This window comes from Streptococcus sp. Marseille-Q5986 (assembly GCF_946902915.1).
Lineage (GTDB): Bacteria > Bacillota > Bacilli > Lactobacillales > Streptococcaceae > Streptococcus.
Genome location: NZ_CAMPPY010000007.1, coordinates 12712 through 30886 on the forward strand (window position 1 = coordinate 12712; position 18175 = coordinate 30886).

General features: G+C 41.9%; 20 protein-coding genes. 5 read left to right on the plus strand and 15 right to left on the minus strand.

The genetic code is table 11. The annotated features are described in order from the left end of the window. Positions 1–41: 41 nt before the first annotated feature. The 10 genes from dnaK to OVN21_RS08650 form a co-directional block, all read right to left on the minus strand. Entirely contained in the window at positions 42–1865 is a 1824-nt protein-coding gene (gene dnaK, locus OVN21_RS08605) for a molecular chaperone DnaK (RefSeq protein ID WP_267248084.1), read from the minus strand. A gap of 385 nt (positions 1866–2250) precedes the next feature. Continuing rightward, on the minus strand, positions 2251–2775 hold the full coding sequence (grpE, locus tag OVN21_RS08610) for a nucleotide exchange factor GrpE (protein ID WP_267248085.1): 525 nt from the start codon (positions 2773–2775) through the stop codon (positions 2251–2253). Positions 2776–2801: 26 nt separating this feature from the next. Continuing rightward, a complete protein-coding gene (gene hrcA, locus OVN21_RS08615; RefSeq protein WP_267248086.1) occupies positions 2802–3836 on the minus strand; it encodes a heat-inducible transcriptional repressor HrcA in 1035 nt (344 codons plus the stop codon). A gap of 160 nt (positions 3837–3996) precedes the next feature. After that, entirely contained in the window at positions 3997–4509 is a 513-nt protein-coding gene (locus OVN21_RS08620; protein ID WP_267248087.1) for a DUF2812 domain-containing protein, read from the minus strand. A 34-nt stretch (positions 4510–4543) separates the two neighbouring features. Continuing rightward, complete coding sequence (locus tag OVN21_RS08625; RefSeq protein ID WP_267248158.1) at positions 4544–5119, minus strand: DUF2812 domain-containing protein; 576 nt, start codon at positions 5117–5119, stop codon at positions 4544–4546. Next, complete coding sequence (locus OVN21_RS08630; RefSeq protein WP_267248088.1) at positions 5119–5439, minus strand: PadR family transcriptional regulator; 321 nt, start codon at positions 5437–5439, stop codon at positions 5119–5121. Before OVN21_RS08630 ends, OVN21_RS08625 begins: the two co-directional genes overlap by 1 nt. Before the next feature lie 112 nt (positions 5440–5551). After that, positions 5552–6898, minus strand: a complete 1347-nt coding sequence (glnA, locus tag OVN21_RS08635) for a type I glutamate--ammonia ligase (RefSeq protein ID WP_267248089.1) — start codon at positions 6896–6898, stop codon at positions 5552–5554. Positions 6899–6934: 36 nt separating this feature from the next. Beyond that, positions 6935–7291 carry a transcriptional repressor GlnR gene (glnR, locus tag OVN21_RS08640; protein WP_267248090.1) on the minus strand — a complete coding sequence of 119 codons (357 nt, stop codon included), beginning with the start codon at positions 7289–7291 and terminating at the stop codon, positions 6935–6937. A gap of 76 nt (positions 7292–7367) precedes the next feature. Continuing rightward, positions 7368–7895, minus strand: a complete 528-nt coding sequence (locus OVN21_RS08645) for an FUSC family protein (protein ID WP_267248091.1) — start codon at positions 7893–7895, stop codon at positions 7368–7370. Between the two features lie 135 nt (positions 7896–8030). Beyond that, positions 8031–9230: a phosphoglycerate kinase gene (locus OVN21_RS08650; protein WP_267248092.1), complete on the minus strand. Its 1200-nt coding sequence runs from the start codon at positions 9228–9230 to the stop codon at positions 8031–8033. A 236-nt stretch (positions 9231–9466) separates the two neighbouring features. Between OVN21_RS08650 and OVN21_RS08655 the strand changes: the two genes are divergently transcribed. Beyond that, on the plus strand, positions 9467–11098 hold the full coding sequence (locus OVN21_RS08655; RefSeq protein ID WP_267248093.1) for a Na/Pi cotransporter family protein: 1632 nt from the start codon (positions 9467–9469) through the stop codon (positions 11096–11098). Positions 11099–11193: 95 nt separating this feature from the next. Here OVN21_RS08655 and OVN21_RS08660 read toward each other — a convergent pair whose 3' ends face one another. Together OVN21_RS08660 and pepA are read right to left on the minus strand one after the other, a co-directional pair. Beyond that, positions 11194–11490: a bacteriocin immunity protein gene (locus OVN21_RS08660; RefSeq protein ID WP_267248094.1), complete on the minus strand. Its 297-nt coding sequence runs from the start codon at positions 11488–11490 to the stop codon at positions 11194–11196. A gap of 20 nt (positions 11491–11510) precedes the next feature. Continuing rightward, on the minus strand, positions 11511–12575 hold the full coding sequence (gene pepA, locus OVN21_RS08665) for a glutamyl aminopeptidase (protein ID WP_267248095.1): 1065 nt from the start codon (positions 12573–12575) through the stop codon (positions 11511–11513). 236 nt (positions 12576–12811) lie between these two features. Here pepA and OVN21_RS08670 point away from each other — a divergent pair, with 236 nt between their 5' ends. From OVN21_RS08670 to OVN21_RS08685, 4 genes are all read left to right on the plus strand, one after another. Then, positions 12812–13771, plus strand: coding sequence for an ABC transporter permease (locus OVN21_RS08670; protein WP_267248096.1), 960 nt, complete (start codon positions 12812–12814; stop codon positions 13769–13771). Further along, entirely contained in the window at positions 13761–14717 is a 957-nt protein-coding gene (locus OVN21_RS08675; protein WP_267248097.1) for an iron chelate uptake ABC transporter family permease subunit, read from the plus strand. The genes OVN21_RS08670 and OVN21_RS08675 overlap by 11 nt, the downstream gene beginning before the upstream one ends. Further along, positions 14714–15466: an ABC transporter ATP-binding protein gene (locus tag OVN21_RS08680; protein WP_267248098.1), complete on the plus strand. Its 753-nt coding sequence runs from the start codon at positions 14714–14716 to the stop codon at positions 15464–15466. The genes OVN21_RS08675 and OVN21_RS08680 overlap by 4 nt, the downstream gene beginning before the upstream one ends. A 97-nt stretch (positions 15467–15563) precedes the next feature. Continuing rightward, complete coding sequence (locus OVN21_RS08685) at positions 15564–16535, plus strand: siderophore ABC transporter substrate-binding protein (RefSeq protein ID WP_267248099.1); 972 nt, start codon at positions 15564–15566, stop codon at positions 16533–16535. A 110-nt stretch (positions 16536–16645) separates the two neighbouring features. Here OVN21_RS08685 and yidD read toward each other — a convergent pair whose 3' ends face one another. Genes yidD through scpB form a run of 3 tightly spaced genes read right to left on the minus strand, consistent with a single transcriptional unit; the run spans position 16646 to position 18166 of the window. Beyond that, entirely contained in the window at positions 16646–16888 is a 243-nt protein-coding gene (gene yidD / locus OVN21_RS08690; RefSeq protein ID WP_267248100.1) for a membrane protein insertion efficiency factor YidD, read from the minus strand. Beyond that, the gene (locus OVN21_RS08695; RefSeq protein ID WP_267248101.1) at positions 16888–17610 is read right to left on the minus strand and encodes a pseudouridine synthase; all 723 of its coding nucleotides are present in this window, start codon (positions 17608–17610) and stop codon (positions 16888–16890) included. The genes yidD and OVN21_RS08695 overlap by 1 nt, the downstream gene beginning before the upstream one ends. Next, positions 17597–18166, minus strand: coding sequence for an SMC-Scp complex subunit ScpB (gene scpB / locus OVN21_RS08700; protein WP_267248102.1), 570 nt, complete (start codon positions 18164–18166; stop codon positions 17597–17599). Before scpB ends, OVN21_RS08695 begins: the two co-directional genes overlap by 14 nt. Between the last annotated feature and the right edge of the window lie 9 nt (positions 18167–18175).

An 18175-nucleotide genomic window follows, 5' to 3' on the forward strand; every position in this document is an offset into this window, starting at 1 on the left:
ATTTCCTATTTTCACTGTGAGGTTTTAACGGGCTTTGCATCTTATTTCTCAGTAAACTCTCCGTCTACGACGTCATCGCCTGCGTTTCCTGTTGCTTGTGAGCCTTCTGCTCCTGCTTGAGCTTGTTGGGCTGCTGCAGCTTGTTCGTACATTTTAACTGCAAGAGCTTGAGCTTTTTCGTTAAGAGCTTCAAGTTTAGCTTTCATATCTTCAAGATTGTTAGCTTCTTGAGCAGCTTTCAATTCATCAAGAGCTGATTGTGCAGCATCGCGTTCTGTATCGAAGCCTTTACCTTCAGTTTCCTTGATTGTCTTTTCAGTCGCAAAGATTGCTTGGTCTACTTCGTTACGAAGGTCAACTTCTTCTTTACGTTTCTTATCTGCTTCAGCGTTAGCTTCTGCATCTTTCATCATGCGGTCGATTTCTTCGTCAGTCAAACCGGAGTTCGATTGGATGACAATTGTTTGTTCTTTTTGAGTTCCAAGGTCTTTGGCCTTAACAGATACGATACCGTTCTTGTCGATGTCAAATGTTACTTCGATTTGAGGAATTCCACGAGGTGCAGCTGGGATATCAGTCAATTGGAAACGTCCAAGAGTCTTGTTATCTGCTGCCATTGGTCGTTCACCTTGAAGAACGTGGATATCAACGGCTGGTTGGTTGTCTGCTGCAGTTGAGAAAACTTGTGATTTAGATGTTGGAATAGTAGTGTTGCGATCAATAAGTTTTGTGAAGACACCACCCATTGTTTCGATACCAAGTGACAATGGTGTTACGTCAAGAAGGACAACGTCTTTAACATCACCAGTGATGACACCACCTTGGATAGCAGCACCCATAGCAACAACTTCATCAGGGTTAACTGATTTGTTTGGTTCTTTACCAGTTTCAGCCTTAACAGCTTCAACAACGGCTGGGATACGAGTTGAACCACCAACTAGGATAACTTCGTCAATATCTGACAAGCTCAAACCTGCATCTGAAAGGGCTCGACGAACTGGAACTTTTGTACGCTCTACAAGATCACGAGTCAAATCGTCAAATTTCGCACGAGTCAAGGTCATTTCTAAGTGAAGAGGTCCAGATTCACCAGCAGTGATAAATGGCAAGCTGATTTGTGTTGAAGTTACACCAGAAAGGTCTTTCTTAGCTTTTTCAGCTGCATCTTTCAAACGTTGCATTGCCATCTTGTCAGTAGACAAGTCGATACCGTTTTCTTTCTTGAATTCTGCTACCAAGTGGTCGATGATTTTTTGGTCAAAGTCATCACCACCGAGTTTGTTATCCCCTGCAGTTGACAATACATCGAAGACACCGTCACCCAATTCAAGGATAGATACGTCAAATGTACCACCACCAAGGTCGAATACCAAGATTTTTTCTTCTTTGTCAGTCTTGTCCAAACCGTAAGCAAGGGCTGCTGCAGTTGGTTCGTTGACGATACGTTCTACTTCAAGACCAGCGATTTTTCCAGCGTCTTTAGTTGCTTGACGTTGAGCATCGTTGAAGTAAGCTGGAACTGTGATAACTGCTTTGGTTACTTTTTCACCAAGATAATCTTCAGCGTAACCTTTCAAGTATTGAAGAATCATAGCTGAGATTTCTTGTGGAGTGTATTCTTTACCATTTGCAGAAACTTTTTCAGAAGTCCCCATCTTAGATTTGATAGAGATCACTGTATCTGGGTTTGTAACTGCTTGACGTTTCGCAGCATCGCCAACGATGATTTCGCCGTTTTTGAATGATACTACAGATGGAGTTGTACGGTTTCCTTCTGGGTTTGCGATGATTTTGCTTTCAGTTCCCTCAAGAACTGCAACTGCTGAGTTTGTTGTACCTAAGTCAATACCGATAATTTTAGACATGTGTTTTTCTCCTTGTTATTTTAATTCTAATTTTGATTTTTGATATTTCCCTTAAGTGGTGGGGACGTTAGCAACTCCCTTCGGAATTTCATCACTTATTTTTGAGCCTATTGTCTCAAAAATCCCCTGTTTCAGTAGCAAAAGCTACTGAAACTTTCACTACGGCGGGCAATATCTTCCTTGCAAGCCTCTGGCTTGCTTTTTATCTTTCTTTCATAGTTTAGTGTCGTTTCGGACAAGCTTTCTATTATGTATGTTGCAACCGTCAGAATTGCCTAATCGAACACGCCCTAAGCTCTGGGTAAAAAAGATAGATTTTCTTGTGTTCATCGAACACTTCGTCAATCTCCTATTTTTACTGTGAGCTTTCTACGGGCTTTGTATCTTAGTTATACACTACTACCATTGCTGGGCGTAGAATGCGGTCATGGAGTTTGTAGCCTTTTTGAAAGACTTGGGCGATGGTATCTGCTGGGTGGTCATCGTCTGCTGGGAGAGTTTGAATGGTCATATGATAGTTATGGTCAAATTCACCATCAGCTGCGATTTCTTCGATCCCTTCTTCTTTCAAGGCATGTACCAAGCTCTTTTGTACCATCTCCAATCCTTTTTTGACATCGTCTGTCAAACCTTCAACTGCGAGTGCACGTTCAAGGTTATCCAAAGAAGGGAGAATTGCTTTTGCCAAGTCTTGGCTACGATAACGTTGCAAGTTTTGGCGCTCTTCATTGGCACGGCGTTGGATATTTTGCATTTCTGCATGAGCGCGAAGGTATTTGTTTTCGAACTCATCTGCACGTTCATTTGCCAAGTCCAACTCAGATTTTTCAGGAGTTGTTTCTTCAGCTGTTTCCACAACTTCCTCTTCTTGAACTTCTTCTACTTCTTCATTTTTTATATCTTGAGCCATTTTCGCCTCCTTTAATGATTTCAATCTTAATGTACTTCGTAATGATTACTGCTGAGGTAGCGGTAAAAATCTGTCAACTTCATGGTTAAAACACGATTGACTACATTGATTTGGTTGATTAGCTGTTGGTAATCCAGATTGACCGGACCAATAATCGCTAGACTTCCAACTCCCCGATAAGGAATGAGAAACTTGCTACTAATCACCGCTAAGTCAGCTAGACAGGATTCCTGACTGTCCGCAACACGGACATTTTGCATCTGGTCTTCATGCAACCCCTCACGAATCTCCAAGGCCACCTTTTGTGGCTGCTCAAAGAACTGATAGGCTGCCAGATTGGCAAAATTCAAGAGATTGACCTTGCCCGCTACCACGATGTTTTCGTTGAACATTTCTTTAAAAATGTGTTCAAAGAGACCCATGACATTGTCCGTTGTTGTGAAGTAGCGCTGGATAATCTGCGGAATTTCCGTCCGAATCTTGTAGTGAATATCTAGAACGGTGTGACCGAGGAAACGTTCCTGAATAATTGCCTTAAGTTTCAGCAAATCTTCCTGCAAGAAGTTCCTTGGAATCAGAAATTGACTGGTAACCGTTCGCGACTCGTCTAGGGTGAATACTGCCAGGGCTGTATGTTGCCCCAAAACAACGATATCAAAGGCTGTCAAACGTTGCCTGCTTGGCTCAACATCCAGTGCTACTACCGTACAGCCACTCAGGTCTGTCAGTAGATTTGCAGCCTCTTGCAGAACATCCTCCAATTTGAAGAACTCCTGATCAAAGGCTTTGACAATCTCATAGACTTCATTTTCAGCCAGTCGGTCAAAATCCAGTGAGTGTTTCACATAGTACTGAAAACCAGCAACACTTGGCATCCGACCACTTGAAGTATGAGCCTTCTCAAGCAAACCTTGCTTTTCTAGAGCCGCCATATCATTACGAATGGTTGCACTGCTAGAGTTAATAGACTCTTGCAGCACCTTGGATCCGACAGGTTCGTGCGTTTTGGTAAAGATGTCAATGATCAGATTTAGAATATCCTGCTGACGCTCTGTAACCATCTCATCACTCCTCTCTGTCCGATCAATTAGCACTCAATACACTCAAGTGCTAACTCATGATTCTATTATACACCCTTAGAAGAGAATGTCAAGACAAAAACTCAAAAAATTAGCACTCTTTTGCCAAGAGTGCTAAAAATCAGTCTGAAGACCTAGAACCTTACCTTCCATCTACTTGGTATTTCCTTTTAAGTCTGAAAAAACCAAGGATTAGATAAGAAATCAGAAAGGCATATAAAAGAAAAATAATAAAGAAAGACATAGACAGCTCTTCTTTAAATAAACTCATACAAACAACAAGACCACCCGAGAAAGTAGCTGTACAGGAACGAAGTCTAGATTGCATAACTTCCCATCCAAGACTCTTACTCATATAAACTTGATCCTCTGAAAGTATATCAGAAGCCGATTTACGAAGAATTGAACAAGAACCTGCTCCTATCAATCCCCAACCTCTATTTCTAAAATCTTGCAATTCATGCTGATACTTTTTAAGAAATCTAGAATCATAGATACGGTAGATGACATCGTCCGGTTGACATTGGTCAAAATAGAAAAAATCAAAACGACTAGTTCTATACTTCCAGCCTTTCAAGTGCATCTCATGCAAATACTCTTCTTCCTTGTCCAAATCAAGAATAGTGAAAATTCGAAATTGCTTTTTATTTATCATGACTTCTCCTCCAATTTTGAGCATACCTATCCTATCATAAATCTGATAATTCCTTCTTTTTATGCCATAACTTCCAGCTAATATAGGAAGCTATTAACAAAAGGATTAAAGACAAGAAAACATCTAGCCCGACCGCAAGTAAACTCCATAGACCATACGCATTACTTCTATTGAGCAATTTAAGTAAGAATGGTATATGTATGGCTAGCAAAAGTAAAACAGGTACTAATCGCAGTCTTAAAATGCGATTAACCACAGCTAACTTCCCAGCAGCGTCATTATAGATTTCAAATTCTGCATCCGATTCAATTTCAGAATGCGCTTTTCTAAAGTAAGAAAAACTATTAAAGTCTGTAATATGCTCCCAGCCACAGTCTTTAAACAGTTGTAAATAGGAGGCTCTCTCTGATTTTTTCATTGGATAAAAATCCAACTGATAATACACTTGCTCAGGTTGACACTTTTCAAAGGTATACTTAACCGTAAACAACAAGATAGAATAGCTTACTTTTCTAAGTTTCCAGCCCTTGGCATGCATTTCTCTAAAGTATAAATCATCCCTCTCATAATCCGCAATTGTAAAAATTCGGTAAACACTTTTCTTTTCCATCATCCTTCCTCCCGACTATTTCTGTAAAGTCGTTCAATACGTTTCAATTCTATCTCCAAAACCTTTCGTCCCAAGTCTGTGATGTGATAAATTTTCCGTTTTTCCTCTTCTCGGACAAAGGAAATCAAACCATCCTTTTCCATTTTTGACAAGGTTCCATACATAGTTCCAGGACTAATTGAAACTTGCGAACCTGTCATCTCCTTGACCTTTTGTGTGATACCATATCCATGGTTCTCCTTCTGTAGACAAAACAAGATATAAAAACCCGTTTCAGTCATGGGAAAGTAAATACGCCTGATCTTATCTTTTAATTCCATTTAACCACACCTCCTATTTAATTTGATATATCGAACTTCGTTATATGAACTATATCACAGCTCGATATAAAATACAAGAAAAAGACTGCCCTTAGGCAATCTTTCTTCTTTATTAGTAAAGGTCTAAATAATTATCAACTTCCCATTGTGAAACAAAGGTCGCATAGCTAGCCCACTCGATACGCTTAGCTTCAAGGAAGCTAGTATAGATGTGATCTCCTAGGGCAGCCTTAACCACTTCATCTTCAGTCAAAGCCTTCAAAGCGTTGTGAAGAGTTGATGGAAGGTCTGTAATTCCAGCTTCCTTACGCTCTTCTGCTGTCATGATGTAGATATTTTCTTCAATAGGAGCTGGTGCTTCGATTTTATTTTCAATACCATGCAAACCAACTTCCAAAAGAACAGTCATAGCGATGTATGGGTTTGCCATCGGATCCACTGAACGCAACTCAAGACGAGTTCCCATACCACGTGAAGCAGGCACGCGTACAAGTGGTGAACGGTTGCGACCAGCCCAAGCAATGTAAACAGGGGCTTCATAACCTGGAACCAAGCGTTTGTATGAGTTCACTGTTGGATTCATAATGGCAGTATAATTGTAGGCATGTTTAATCAAACCACCAAGGAAATGGTAGGCCGTTTCTGACAACTGCATCCCTTTTGGATCATTTGGATCAAAAAAGGCATTATTTCCTTCTGCATCAAACAAGGACATATTACAGTGCATACCTGATCCGGCAATACCAAATTTTGGTTTGGCCATAAAGGTTGCGTAAAGGCCATGTTTGCGAGCAATGGTTTTAACAACAAGCTTAAAGATTTGAATCTTATCACAAGCACGGAGAACTTCATCATACTTAAAGTCAATTTCATGTTGACCAATCGCAACTTCGTGGTGACTTGCTTCTACTTCAAATCCCATTTTGGTCAAGACATTGACAATCTCACGACGTGTATTGTCCGCAAGGTCAGTAGGCGCCAAATCAAAGTAGCCACCCTTGTCATTTACTTCAAGTGTTGGATCCCCATTTTCATCCAGCTTAAATAGGAAGAATTCTGGTTCTGGACCAAGGTTGAAGGACTTGAATCCGACTTCTTCCATGTGACGAAGAGCACGTTTCAAATTGCCACGAGGGTCACCTGCAAATGGTTCACCTTCTGTTGTATAGACATCACAGATCAAACCTGCAACACTTCCATTTTCATCTCCCCAAGGGAAGACTGTCCAGGTATCCAAGTCTGGGTACAAGTACATATCTGACTCATTGATACGTACAAAACCTTCAATAGAAGATCCATCAAACATCGCCTTGTTTGACAAGACTTTATCTAACTGTTCATCTGTAGCAGGAATTTCGACGTTTTTCATGGTTCCCAAAATATCTGAGAACATGAGACGAATAAAGGTAACATTTTTTTCCTTGACTTCACGACGAATATCTGCAGCTGTGATTGGCATGAGTTTTCTCCTTAATGTATGACTACTTGCGGTTGCCTAACCGCGACCAAAAGGTGACTGTACTAAAGCAAAGCGACCCTGTTGGAGGAGTTCATTGTGAAGTGCACGACGCACCTCAGTCTGACTCACCGCTTTCTTGGATTTCGCTTCACGTTCAGCATATTTTTTCTTAATGGCAGCGATATTATAACCTTCAGAGATATAATCTTTGATTTCAAGCAGACGATCCATGTCATTCAAGGAATACATGCGGCGGTTCCCTTCGTTTCGATCAGGTTTGATCAACTCTTGATCTTCATAATAACGAATCTGACGCGCCGATAGATCGGTCAACTTCTTAACACTGCCGATAGGAAAAACAGCCATATTTCGGCGAAATTCTCTTTCCTTCATTTACAATTTCCCTCTTCCTGTCTATTATAGTCTAAAAAAAGACAAACGTCAACGAATAATGTCATAAAATGTAACATTATTTTCTTTTTTTCTCCCAAAAGAGTTTCAGTTGCTCAATATCATAATTCACAAGGATTGCGACAAAAACTCCCATAAATGTTTCAAATACACGCGCAAATACGTACAAAATTGTTTCACCGATCGGTATTGATAGGGTAATGATTAACATAGCCGCTACACCACCAATAACTCCTGCCTTATTGTTCATGGCAACATTTGTCATAATGGTTAACATGGTGCAGATTGGGACAAGCACCAAGGTCACCCAAAAAGCCTCGTGGAAAAAGGTATTTAATAAGAAGAAGACCAAGGCATAGAGGCCTCCGATACTATTTCCTAGAATACGCGAAGTTCCGAAATGAACACTCTTATCAAAACTCTCTCTCAGACTAAAAACCGCTGTCAAAGCACCGATTTGAAGACCTTTCCAGCCAAAAAAGCCAAAAATCAAGAGAACTAGAAAAACAGCAATACCTGTTTTAAAGGTTCGCATACCAAGTCTGAACTGGGATTTATCGAATTTATATTTTTTAAAATAACTCATAATCTCAACTTTCTATTTCCATTTTATCATAAATCGGTGATTTTTATGAGTAATAGGTGAGAGGAAGCGTTTTTATTTTAAGCCAAAGAAAAGAGGAACTTCCATTCCCCTCTTCTTTGATTCATTTAGTAAATCTTATTTTTCTGTCAAGGCTGCAAGTCCTGGAAGAACTTTACCTTCAAGAAGCTCCATTGAAGCGCCTCCGCCCGTACTAATCCATGAGAACTTGTCTGCGCGACCAAGGTTGATGGCTGCAGCAGCTGAGTCACCACCACCAATGATTGATTTAACGCCTGATTGTTTCACGATAGCGTCCATCACACCGATTGTACCAGCTTGGAAGTCAGGATTTTCAAATACACCCATTGGTCCGTTCCATACAACTGTCTTCGCACCAGTTAATTCTTGATCGAATTTAGCGATAGATTTTGGACCGATATCCAAACCAAGGAAACCTGGATCTACTGCTTCACCTTCAGTGTCTTTCACTTCAGTGTAGTCGGCAAATGCGTTTGCTTCTTTTGAGTCAACTGGCAAGATCAATTTGCCGTCTGCTTTTTCAAGAAGAGCTTTCGCAACATCCAATTTGTCTTCTTCTACAAGTGAGTTACCGATTTCGATGCCTTGAGCTTTGTAGAATGTGTAAGTCATCCCACCACCGATAAGGACTTTATCAGCTTTTTCAAGCAAGTTTTCGATAACACCAATCTTGTCTGAAACTTTTGAACCACCAAGGATGGCTACGAATGGGCGTTCTGGAGCTTCAACTGCTTCTTGGATGTAGGCAATTTCGTTTTCAAGAAGGAAACCAGCAACTGCTTTTTCAACGTTTGCTGAGATACCAACGTTAGATGCGTGTGCACGGTGAGCTGTACCGAATGCATCGTTTACGAAGATACCATCTCCAAGTGATGCCCAGTATTTACCAAGTTCAGGATCGTTTTTAGATTCTTTTTTGCCGTCAACATCTTCGTAACGAGTGTTTTCAACCAAAAGAACTTGTCCATCTTCAAGAGCGTTGATAGCTGCTTCCAATTCAGCACCACGCGTAACACCTGGGATAAATTTAACTTCTTGTCCCAATTTAGCAGTCAAGTCAGCAGCTACAGGAGCAAGTGATTTACCTTCTTTGTCTGCTTCTTCTTTTACACGTCCAAGGTGAGAGAAGAGAATTGCACGTCCACCTTGTTCAAGGATGTACTTGATAGTTGGAAGAGCTGCAGTGATACGGTTGTCGTTTGTAATCACGCCATCTTTAACAGGTACGTTGAAGTCAACACGAACGAGAACTTTTTTCCCTTTCAAGTCAACGTCTTTAACAGTCAATTTTGCCATTAGATATGACTCCTTCTTTTTTTATACGTGTTAATTATATCACACTTTGGAAATATAAGGAAAGATTACACAAGATTTTTCGATATTTAATCTTCATGTCATGCTAGAGTAGATTATTTTTTCCTTTTCTCACGAATTTTCTTTCTAAAATCTTAGCTTAACACTTGTTAGATTTACTTTTATCCTTTAGAATAGAATGGGAGAAATTCCGTTATTATTTTTCGGAGGAAAAAGAAATGTCCATTAATTGGCAGGAAATTTTATTTCACTTTTTAGGTGGTCTGGGACTATTCTTATATAGTATCAAGACCATGGGAGACGGTTTGCAACAAGCTGCTGGAGATCGCCTTCGTTTTTACATCGATAAATATACTAGCAATCCTTTCTTTGGAGTTCTGGTTGGTATCGGGATGACTGCTCTAATTCAGTCTAGTTCTGGTGTAACAGTTATCACAGTTGGCTTGGTCAGTGCAGGTCTCTTAACCTTACGTCAGGCTATCGGGATTGTCATGGGTGCTAATATCGGGACAACTGTCACATCTTTTCTCATCGGTTTTAAACTAGGTGACTATGCCCTACCTATGCTCTTTATCGGTGCTGTCTGTCTCTTCTTTACGAAAAATCGTACAGTCAATAATATCGGACGCATCCTCTTTGGTGTCGGTGGTATCTTTTTTGCCCTCAATCTCATGAGCGGCGCAATGGCTCCACTCAAGGATTTACAGGTCTTTAAAGACTATATGATTGAGCTAAGTAAGAATCCTGTTTGGGGTGTCTTTGTTGGTACCGGCTTAACCTTGCTGATTCAAGCTTCTTCGGCTACCATTGGGATTTTACAAAACCTCTACGCCAGCAATCTGATTGACCTACAGGGAGCTTTGCCAGTTCTATTTGGCGACAATATCGGGACAACCATTACAGCCATCATCGCTTCTTTAGGGGCTAATATTGCAGCTAAACGGGTAGCAGGAGCTCATGTTGCCTTCAACGTTATCGGAACAGTCGTCTGCGTTATTTTTCTAGTTCCTTTTACAGCCCTGATTCATTGGTTTGAATCCACGTTAAATCTAGCACCGGAAATGACCATCGCCTTTGCTCACGGAACCTTTAATATTACCAACACCATTGTCCAGTTTCCATTTATCGGAGCTCTGGCTTACTTTGTAACCAAGATTATTCCTGGAGAGGACGAGGTTGTCAAATATGAACCCTTATATCTTGATGAGCATTTCATCAAACAAGCCCCATCGATCGCTCTCGGAAATGCGAAGAAAGAACTCCTTCACTTAGGAAATTATGCTTCTAAAGCCTTTGACCTTTCATACAACTACATCATTGACCTCAATGAAAAGGTTGCTGAAAAAGGTCACAAGACGGAAGAAGCCATCAACACCATTGATGAAAAATTGACTCGCTATCTCATTACTCTTTCAAGCGAAGCTCTTAGCCAGAAAGAAAGTGAAGTGCTCACCAATATCCTGGATTCATCCCGCGATTTGGAAAGAATTGGGGACCACGCAGAAGCTCTTCTCAACTTGACTGACTACCTTCAACGTAAAAATGTTGAATTCTCTGAAGCTGCTTTGCAAGAATTGGCTGATATCTATCAAAAAACCACCGGCTTTATCAAGGATGCCCTTGATAGTGTAGAAAACAATGATATTGAAAAAGCTCAAAGTTTGATTGAACGCCATAAAGAAATCAACAATATGGAACGTGTTCTCAGAAAGACCCACATCAAACGCCTCAACAAGGGTGAGTGTTCAACGCAAGCTGGGGTCAACTTTATCGATATTGTTTCCCACTACACTCGTGTATCAGACCATGCTATGAATCTAGCTGAAAAGGTCATTGCTGAACAAATCTAAGAACAAAGAAGCTATCCTGAATGGGATGGTTTTTCTTCTCCTAACCAAGAATTGCTTTTCTGTCATATAGAAAAATGCTTTGATTCACAATGGAATCAAAGCATCTTAAAGAGTTCACCAAACATAATAGCAGAAACTGCAGTGCCCCTGTACTTAGCTTCTTCTCTTTTGATAAAGCGAGCTAAGTTGATTAACTCAGGTGCCGGATGTTTGGGATTTAGGAGCAATTCACGATTGACCAGGCCTGAGAGACGAACTGCCAGTAATTGCTCATTTGTAGTAGGCAGTTTTTTAGCAGTCTCTAGGAGAGCAGCAACTAAATCTTCACTTAAGCCCTGACGGGCATGGTTATAAAGATCTTTTATAAGGCTTTCTAAGTTTGGTTCTGCCATCCCTACCACCTCCCTTATGTTTAATAATTTTTAATCAAATCAACAGTTGAACGGTCCAATTTTTTCACCAAGGCTTGCAAGAAAGCTTGAGCTTCTAGGAAGTCATCCATCGCGTAGAGGGTTTGGTGAGAGTGGATATAACGAGCGCAGACACCGATAGTTGTAGATGGGACACCGCCATTTTTCAGATGAGCTGCTCCAGCGTCTGTTCCGCCTTTTCCACAGTAGTATTGGTACTTGATACCAGCTTCTTCAGCCGTTGTCAAAAGGAAATCCTTCATTCCTGGGAGAAGCAAGTGACCTGGATCATAGAAACGAATCAAGGTTCCATCCCCAATCTTGCCTTGCCCACCATAGACATCACCTGCTGGTGAGCAGTCAACTGCGAGGAAGACTTCTGGGTCAAACTTAGCTGTAGAAGCATGAGCGCCACGAAGCCCAACTTCTTCTTGGACATTGGCACCAAGATAGAGTTCATTTCCAAGCATTTGACCTGACAAAGCTTCAGCAAGCTCGCTTACCATGAGGACACCGTAGCGATTGTCCCAAGCTTTTGAGATGATATTTTTTTCATTGGCTGTCAAGATAGCGGAACTATCAGGGACAATCGTATCACCCGGACGGATGCCGAAGCTTTCTGCCTCAGCCTTGTCCGCAAAACCACCATCAAAAACAATATCTGCAATGGATGGTATGGTTGGTCCACCCTTTCCACGAGTCAAATGTGGAGGAACAGAACCTGAAATCACAGGAATTTCATGACCATCACGAGTCAAGAGTTTAAAGCGTTGGCTGCTAACGACCATAGGGTTCCAGCCACCAATTTCAACGACACGGAATGTACCGTCTGGCTTGATCTCGCTGACCATAAAACCAACTTCGTCCATGTGGGAAGCGACCAAAACACGCGGTGCATCGGCAGCTTCTGAATGCTTGATACCGAAAACACCACCCAAGCCATCTGTCACCACTTCATCCACATGCGGTGTCAACTTTTCACGAAGATAAGCACGGACAGGTGCTTCATGACCTGAGATCGCAGCAAGTTCTGTCACTTCTTTGATTTTTGAAAATAATGTTGTCATTTCAGTTCCTTCTTTCTTTCATCCATTTTACCACTTTTTATAGGAGAAAGATAGTGGGAAGGTAGATTGGTTTGTACCCAGTTTTCCAATAAAAGAGAGAGGCAGATATTATTTCAGGAATTTTTCTTTCTTTTTACATTAAATTGTCAGAAAATTTATTGACAGATTAAAGAAATCGTGATACAGTAATATCCGCAGGTATCTTTAGATACCAATTCTGCATGAAAGGACGGGGTATGAAACTTTCTCATTATTTAATCGGCTTACTTCTACTCCTAGTCTTTCTCTCTATTAGCATTGGGACCAGTGATTTTTCATGGGGAAAACTCTTTGCTCTGGATCATGAAACTTGGCTTCTCCTTCAAGAGTCCCGTCTTCCAAGAACCATCAGCATTCTCCTGACAGCCTCCAGTATGAGTATAGCAGGCCTCCTCATGCAGACCATTACTCAAAATCAGTTTGCTGCTCCGAGTACAGTCGGAACGACAGAAGCCGCCAAACTGGGAATGGTATTGAGCCTCTTTGTCTTTCCGTCTGCTAGTCTGACTCAAAAGATGGTCTTTGCTTTTGTTTCATCCATCGTATTCACCCTCTTCTTCCTAGCCTTTATGACCATTTTTACTATAAAGGAAAGGTGGATGTTGCCTCTGATTGGGATCATCTATAGTGGAATTATCGGTTCTATCACAGAAGTTATCGCCTACCGTTTCAATCTGGTTCAGAGTATGACTGCTTGGACCCAGGGGTCCTTCTCCATGATTCAGACCCATCAGTATGAGTGGCTATTCTTAGGCCTCATTATCCTGATAGCTGTTTGGAAATTGTCCCAAACCTTCACCATCATGAACCTGGGCAAGGAAACCAGTGAGAGTTTGGGGATTTCTTACTCCCTACTTGAAAAACTAGCCCTCTTTCTGGTGGCTCTAACGACAAGTGTCACCATGATTACCGTTGGCGGCTTACCATTTCTTGGAGTTATCGTTCCCAATCTTGTCCGCAAGCGCTATGGAGATAATCTAAGTCAAACCAAACTCATTGTCGCTCTGGTCGGTGCCAATTTAGTTCTGGTTTGCGACATCCTCTCTCGAGTCTTGATTCGGCCCTATGAGCTGTCTGTCAGTCTCCTACTAGGAATCATCGGTAGTCTTGTCTTTATTTTACTGCTATGGAGAGGGGGGCAAAAAGATGCAGTCTAAAAGCAAACATACCAAGCTCTTCTGCCTTCTCATTATTCTGGCCATCGGAGCTTGTCTCCTCTACTTTTGGCCCTTCACCCAGCTGTCTACCTTTGCCTGGAAGCTACGTTCCCAAAAAATCATCGTTTATCTCTTGGTAGCCATCGCGACAGGGATTTCGACCATTAGTTTTCAAACCTTGACGGAAAATCGCTTTCTAACGCCAAGTATTTTGGGAATCGAATCCTTCTATGTCTTGCTACAGACCCTGCTACTGATATTTGAAAGCAAGTTTCTACAGCTTGGAAAGTCTCCTGTCTTAGAATTTCTAGTCTTGCTTCTGCTCCAATCCCTCTTCTTTCTCGCCTTACAAGGCTACTTGAAGACGCTGATGAAGCAAGACCTGGTCTTCATCCTGCTAATCTGTCTAGCCCTCGGAAGTCTCTTTCGAAATATCAGTACCTTCCTCCAAGTCCTGATGGATCCAAATGAATACGATAAACTGCAGAACAGTCTCTTTGCCTCCTTTCAGCATCTCAACACTTCCATCCTAGCCATCGGTTCTCTGATCATCCTCGCTTTGACAATCTTTTTCTTTCGAAAAGCAGTCGTTCTGGATGTCTTGCACCTGCAAAGAGAAACGGCTCAGATACTGGGGCTTGATGTTGAAAAAGAACAGAGAGAGCTCCTCTGGGGCATCGTGCTTTTGGCTTCAACGGCTACTGCCTTGGTAGGGCCTATGGCCTTCTTCGGCTTTATGCTAGCCAATCTCACTTACCTGATTGTCAAAGATTATCGGCACAAGTTACTCTTTATCGTGGCTATTCTGATTGGATTTATCAGTTTGACCTTGGGGCAAGCCCTCATCGAACGAGTATTTGCTCTGGAAATTCGCATCAGTATGATCATTGAGAGTGTGGGTGGCTTCTTATTCTTTATCTTACTATACAGGAGGGCTCGTCAGTGAAACTGGAAAACATTGACAAATCCATTCAAAAACAGGATATTTTGCAAGGCATTTCGCTTGAAGTCAGTCCTCAAAAACTGACAGCCTTTATTGGTCCAAATGGTGCTGGAAAATCGACTCTCCTCTCCATCATGAGCAGACTAACCAAGAAAGATCAAGGAGTTCTCAGTATCAAAGGACGTGAAATCGAGAGCTGGAATTCGCAAGAACTGGCCAAAGAACTCACTATCCTAAAGCAGAAGATCAATTACCAAGCCAAATTGACCGTTGAAGAACTGGTCAGCTTTGGACGTTTTCCCTACAGCCGTGGTCGACTGAAGGCAGAAGACTGGGAAAAAATCCGAGAAACTCTGGACTATCTGGAACTGACCAACTTAAAAGACCGCTACATCAATAGCCTGTCAGGGGGGCAACTCCAGCGCGTCTTTATCGCTATGGTACTGGCCCAGGATACGGACTTTATCTTGCTGGACGAACCACTCAACAATCTCGATATCAAGCAAAGCGTCAGCATGATGCAGATTCTTCGACGACTGGTGGAGGAACTCGGTAAGACCATTATCATCGTCCTCCACGATATCAACATGGCTAGTCAGTATGCAGATGAGATTGTCGCCTTCAAGGACGGCCAGGTCTTTAGCAAGGGAACGACATGTCAAATCATGCAAGCTGACCTGCTCAGTCAACTTTATGAGATTCCCATCACGCTAGCTGATATCAATGGCAAAAAGCTCTGTATCTATAGCTAGCTATTCTGAACTCATGTTAGAGAACCCTCTGTCTCTTAGCTAACAAGCCTATCTAAGAGCCCCTTACATCGTTATCACATTTTAAAAAGGAGAAATCATGAAAACATCCCTTAAACTTTACCTCACTGCCCTAGCGGTCAGCTTCTTGCTCCTACTTGGTGCATGTAGTACAACCTCAAACTCAAGTACCAGCCAGACGGAGACAAGCACTTCTGCTCCAACAGAGATAACCATTAAAAGTTCACTAGACGAGGTCAAACTTTCAAAAGTACCTGAAAAGATTGTGACCTTTGACCTCGGCGCTGCGGATACTATTCGCGCTTTAGGATTTGAAAAAAATATCGTCGGAATGCCTACAAAAACTGTTCCGACTTATCTAAAAGACCTAGCGGGAACTGTCAAAAATGTTGGTTCTATGAAAGAGCCTGATTTAGAAGCCATTGCTGCTCTTGAACCGGATTTGATTATCGCTTCACCACGTACACAAAAATTTGTAGATAAATTCAAAGAAATCGCCCCAACCGTTCTCTTCCAAGCAAGCAAAGACGACTACTGGACTTCTACTAAGACCAACATTGAATCCTTAGCAAGCGCCTTTGGTGAAACTGGTACACAGAAAGCCAAGGAAGAATTGGCCAAGCTAGACAAGAACATCCAAGAAGTCGCTACTAAAAACGAAAGTTCTGACAAAAAAGCCCTTGCTATCCTCCTCAACGAAGGAAAAATGGCTGCCTTTGGTGCCCAATCTCGTTTCTCTTTCTTGTATCAAACTTTGAAATTCAAGCCAACTGATACAAAATTTGAAGACTCACGTCACGGACAAGAAGTCAGCTTTGAAAGTGTCAAAGAAATCAACCCTGACATCCTCTTTGTCATCAACCGTACCCTTGCCATTGGTGGTGACAACTCTAGTAACGACGGTGTCCTAGAAAATGCCCTTATCGCTGAAACACCTGCCGCTAAAAATGGTAAGATTATCCAACTAACACCAGACCTCTGGTATCTAAGTGGAGGCGGACTTGAATCAACCAAACTCATGATTGAAGACGTACAAAAAGCCTTGAAATAAGCTACTTTAAACTCAATCACATCTTTACATGATAAAACGCATCCTATCAAGCTCACTCAAACCTGATAGGATGCGTTTTTATCATTTCACTAAAATATTTTTACCTAGCCTCATTTTTCTTCTTGATTCCGTTTGAGGGAAAAATGGTCTGGGACGGGGTCCTTACCTGTTTTCGACCAAGGATGGCAACGTAAAATCCGTGCCAAGCCCATCAAGACACCCTTGAAGCTATATTTTTCAATAGCCTCAATCATATAGTTGGAACAAGTAGGCTCAAAGCGACAAGAGGGTGGAAAGGCTGGCGAGATAAACCGTTGGTAAAAGCGCACAGGCGCTACTAAAATTCGTTTCATTATTTCTTGGTTACAGCCATGGTATGTAGTTGGCTAATTTCTTTTTTGTTAAGGCGACGAGATTCACCTGGACGGAGACCTGTCAAGTCTAGATGTCCAAAACGTGTACGAGACAGTTTATCTACTTGGAGACCGACAGCTTCAAACATTTTTTTAACCTGATGGTTACGCCCTTCGTGGATGGTCAACTGTACCACAGAGCGATTTTTAACTGGATCCACTTTGAGAATTTCATAAACAGCTGGCTTTGTTTTCTTGCCATCAATTTCAAGACCACGGGTCAAGGGGCGGAGATTGTCCTTATTGGCCACACCTTTAACACGCGCAACATAAACCTTGTCAATCTCATTACGGGGGTGAATCATCTCGTCTGTAAAGTCCCCATCATTGGTCAAAATCAAGACACCCGATGTATCCCAGTCCAAACGTCCAACTGGGTAAATGCGCTCTTTTACATTGGGCAAAAGATCGACAACCGTCTTACGACCCTTGTCATCTGTCACACTGGAAATCACACCGCGCGGTTTGTTTAGCAGATAGTAGACCTTTTCTTCGTTGTAGATGGGCTGGCCTTTAACTTCGACTTTGTCACCTGACTTGATGGTCGTTGCGAGTTCTCGCACCACTTGTCCGTTGACAGTCACCAAGCCTTGCTTGATCAACTCTTCTGTTTTTCTCCTACTGGCCACACCTGCGTGGGCAATATACTTATTGATTCTCATCTTCTTCTATCCTTTCACCAAATAATTGGCTTTCTTGGGCTTGAATCTCAAGCTCATCAATCACTGGTAATTCTTCCAAATGGTTAATTCCCATGTAATCTAGGAAATAATCCGTAGTCACATAGAGGTTGGGACGCCCCAAAACTTCTTTTTTCCCGTCTTCTCGTATCAAGTCAAAGGCCTGCAACTTTGCCAATGCTCCACTAGAGTTGACCCCACGAATAGCATCAATTTCTATCCGCGTAATCGGCTGCTTGTAGGCAATGATGGACAAGGTCTCAAGGGCAGCCTGAGACAGACTCTGGTTGATTGGAGCCTTGGAGTATTCCTTCAAAATTGCTGCAAATTGAGGCTTGGTGACCAATCTGTATGCACCACCTGTCTCAATCAGAGCCAAACTGGAATCTGGGTCCTTTTCATACTTCTGGGCTAACTTTTCTAAACTCTGTTGGATGCCTGTGGGGGGCAGAGAGAGGAGTTCAGCCAACTGGCGGACTCGAATCCCATCTTCACCCGCTACAAACAAGAGCGCTTCTATTTTTGCTAAAGTACTCATCTTTCCTCT

Excerpts from the sequence above, each read along its gene's own strand:
- dnaK (WP_267248084.1), bottom strand. The coding sequence starts at position 1,865 with ATGTCTAAAATTATCGGTATTGACTTAGGTACAACAAACTCAGCAGTT.
- grpE (WP_267248085.1), bottom strand. The coding sequence starts at position 2,775 with ATGGCTCAAGATATAAAAAATGAAGAAGTAGAAGAAGTTCAAGAAGAG.
- hrcA (WP_267248086.1), bottom strand. The coding sequence starts at position 3,836 with ATGGTTACAGAGCGTCAGCAGGATATTCTAAATCTGATCATTGACATC.
- OVN21_RS08620 (WP_267248087.1), bottom strand. The coding sequence starts at position 4,509 with ATGATAAATAAAAAGCAATTTCGAATTTTCACTATTCTTGATTTGGAC.
- OVN21_RS08625 (WP_267248158.1), bottom strand. The coding sequence starts at position 5,119 with ATGGAAAAGAAAAGTGTTTACCGAATTTTTACAATTGCGGATTATGAG.
- OVN21_RS08630 (WP_267248088.1), bottom strand. The coding sequence starts at position 5,439 with ATGGAATTAAAAGATAAGATCAGGCGTATTTACTTTCCCATGACTGAA.
- glnA (WP_267248089.1), bottom strand. The coding sequence starts at position 6,898 with ATGCCAATCACAGCTGCAGATATTCGTCGTGAAGTCAAGGAAAAAAAT.
- glnR (WP_267248090.1), bottom strand. The coding sequence starts at position 7,291 with ATGAAGGAAAGAGAATTTCGCCGAAATATGGCTGTTTTTCCTATCGGC.
- OVN21_RS08645 (WP_267248091.1), bottom strand. The coding sequence starts at position 7,895 with ATGAGTTATTTTAAAAAATATAAATTCGATAAATCCCAGTTCAGACTT.
- OVN21_RS08650 (WP_267248092.1), bottom strand. The coding sequence starts at position 9,230 with ATGGCAAAATTGACTGTTAAAGACGTTGACTTGAAAGGGAAAAAAGTT.
- OVN21_RS08655 (WP_267248093.1), top strand. The coding sequence starts at position 9,467 with ATGTCCATTAATTGGCAGGAAATTTTATTTCACTTTTTAGGTGGTCTG.
- OVN21_RS08660 (WP_267248094.1), bottom strand. The coding sequence starts at position 11,490 with ATGGCAGAACCAAACTTAGAAAGCCTTATAAAAGATCTTTATAACCAT.
- pepA (WP_267248095.1), bottom strand. The coding sequence starts at position 12,575 with ATGACAACATTATTTTCAAAAATCAAAGAAGTGACAGAACTTGCTGCG.
- OVN21_RS08670 (WP_267248096.1), top strand. The coding sequence starts at position 12,812 with ATGAAACTTTCTCATTATTTAATCGGCTTACTTCTACTCCTAGTCTTT.
- OVN21_RS08675 (WP_267248097.1), top strand. The coding sequence starts at position 13,761 with ATGCAGTCTAAAAGCAAACATACCAAGCTCTTCTGCCTTCTCATTATT.
- OVN21_RS08685 (WP_267248099.1), top strand. The coding sequence starts at position 15,564 with ATGAAAACATCCCTTAAACTTTACCTCACTGCCCTAGCGGTCAGCTTC.
- yidD (WP_267248100.1), bottom strand. The coding sequence starts at position 16,888 with ATGAAACGAATTTTAGTAGCGCCTGTGCGCTTTTACCAACGGTTTATC.
- OVN21_RS08695 (WP_267248101.1), bottom strand. The coding sequence starts at position 17,610 with ATGAGAATCAATAAGTATATTGCCCACGCAGGTGTGGCCAGTAGGAGA.
- scpB (WP_267248102.1), bottom strand. The coding sequence starts at position 18,166 with ATGAGTACTTTAGCAAAAATAGAAGCGCTCTTGTTTGTAGCGGGTGAA.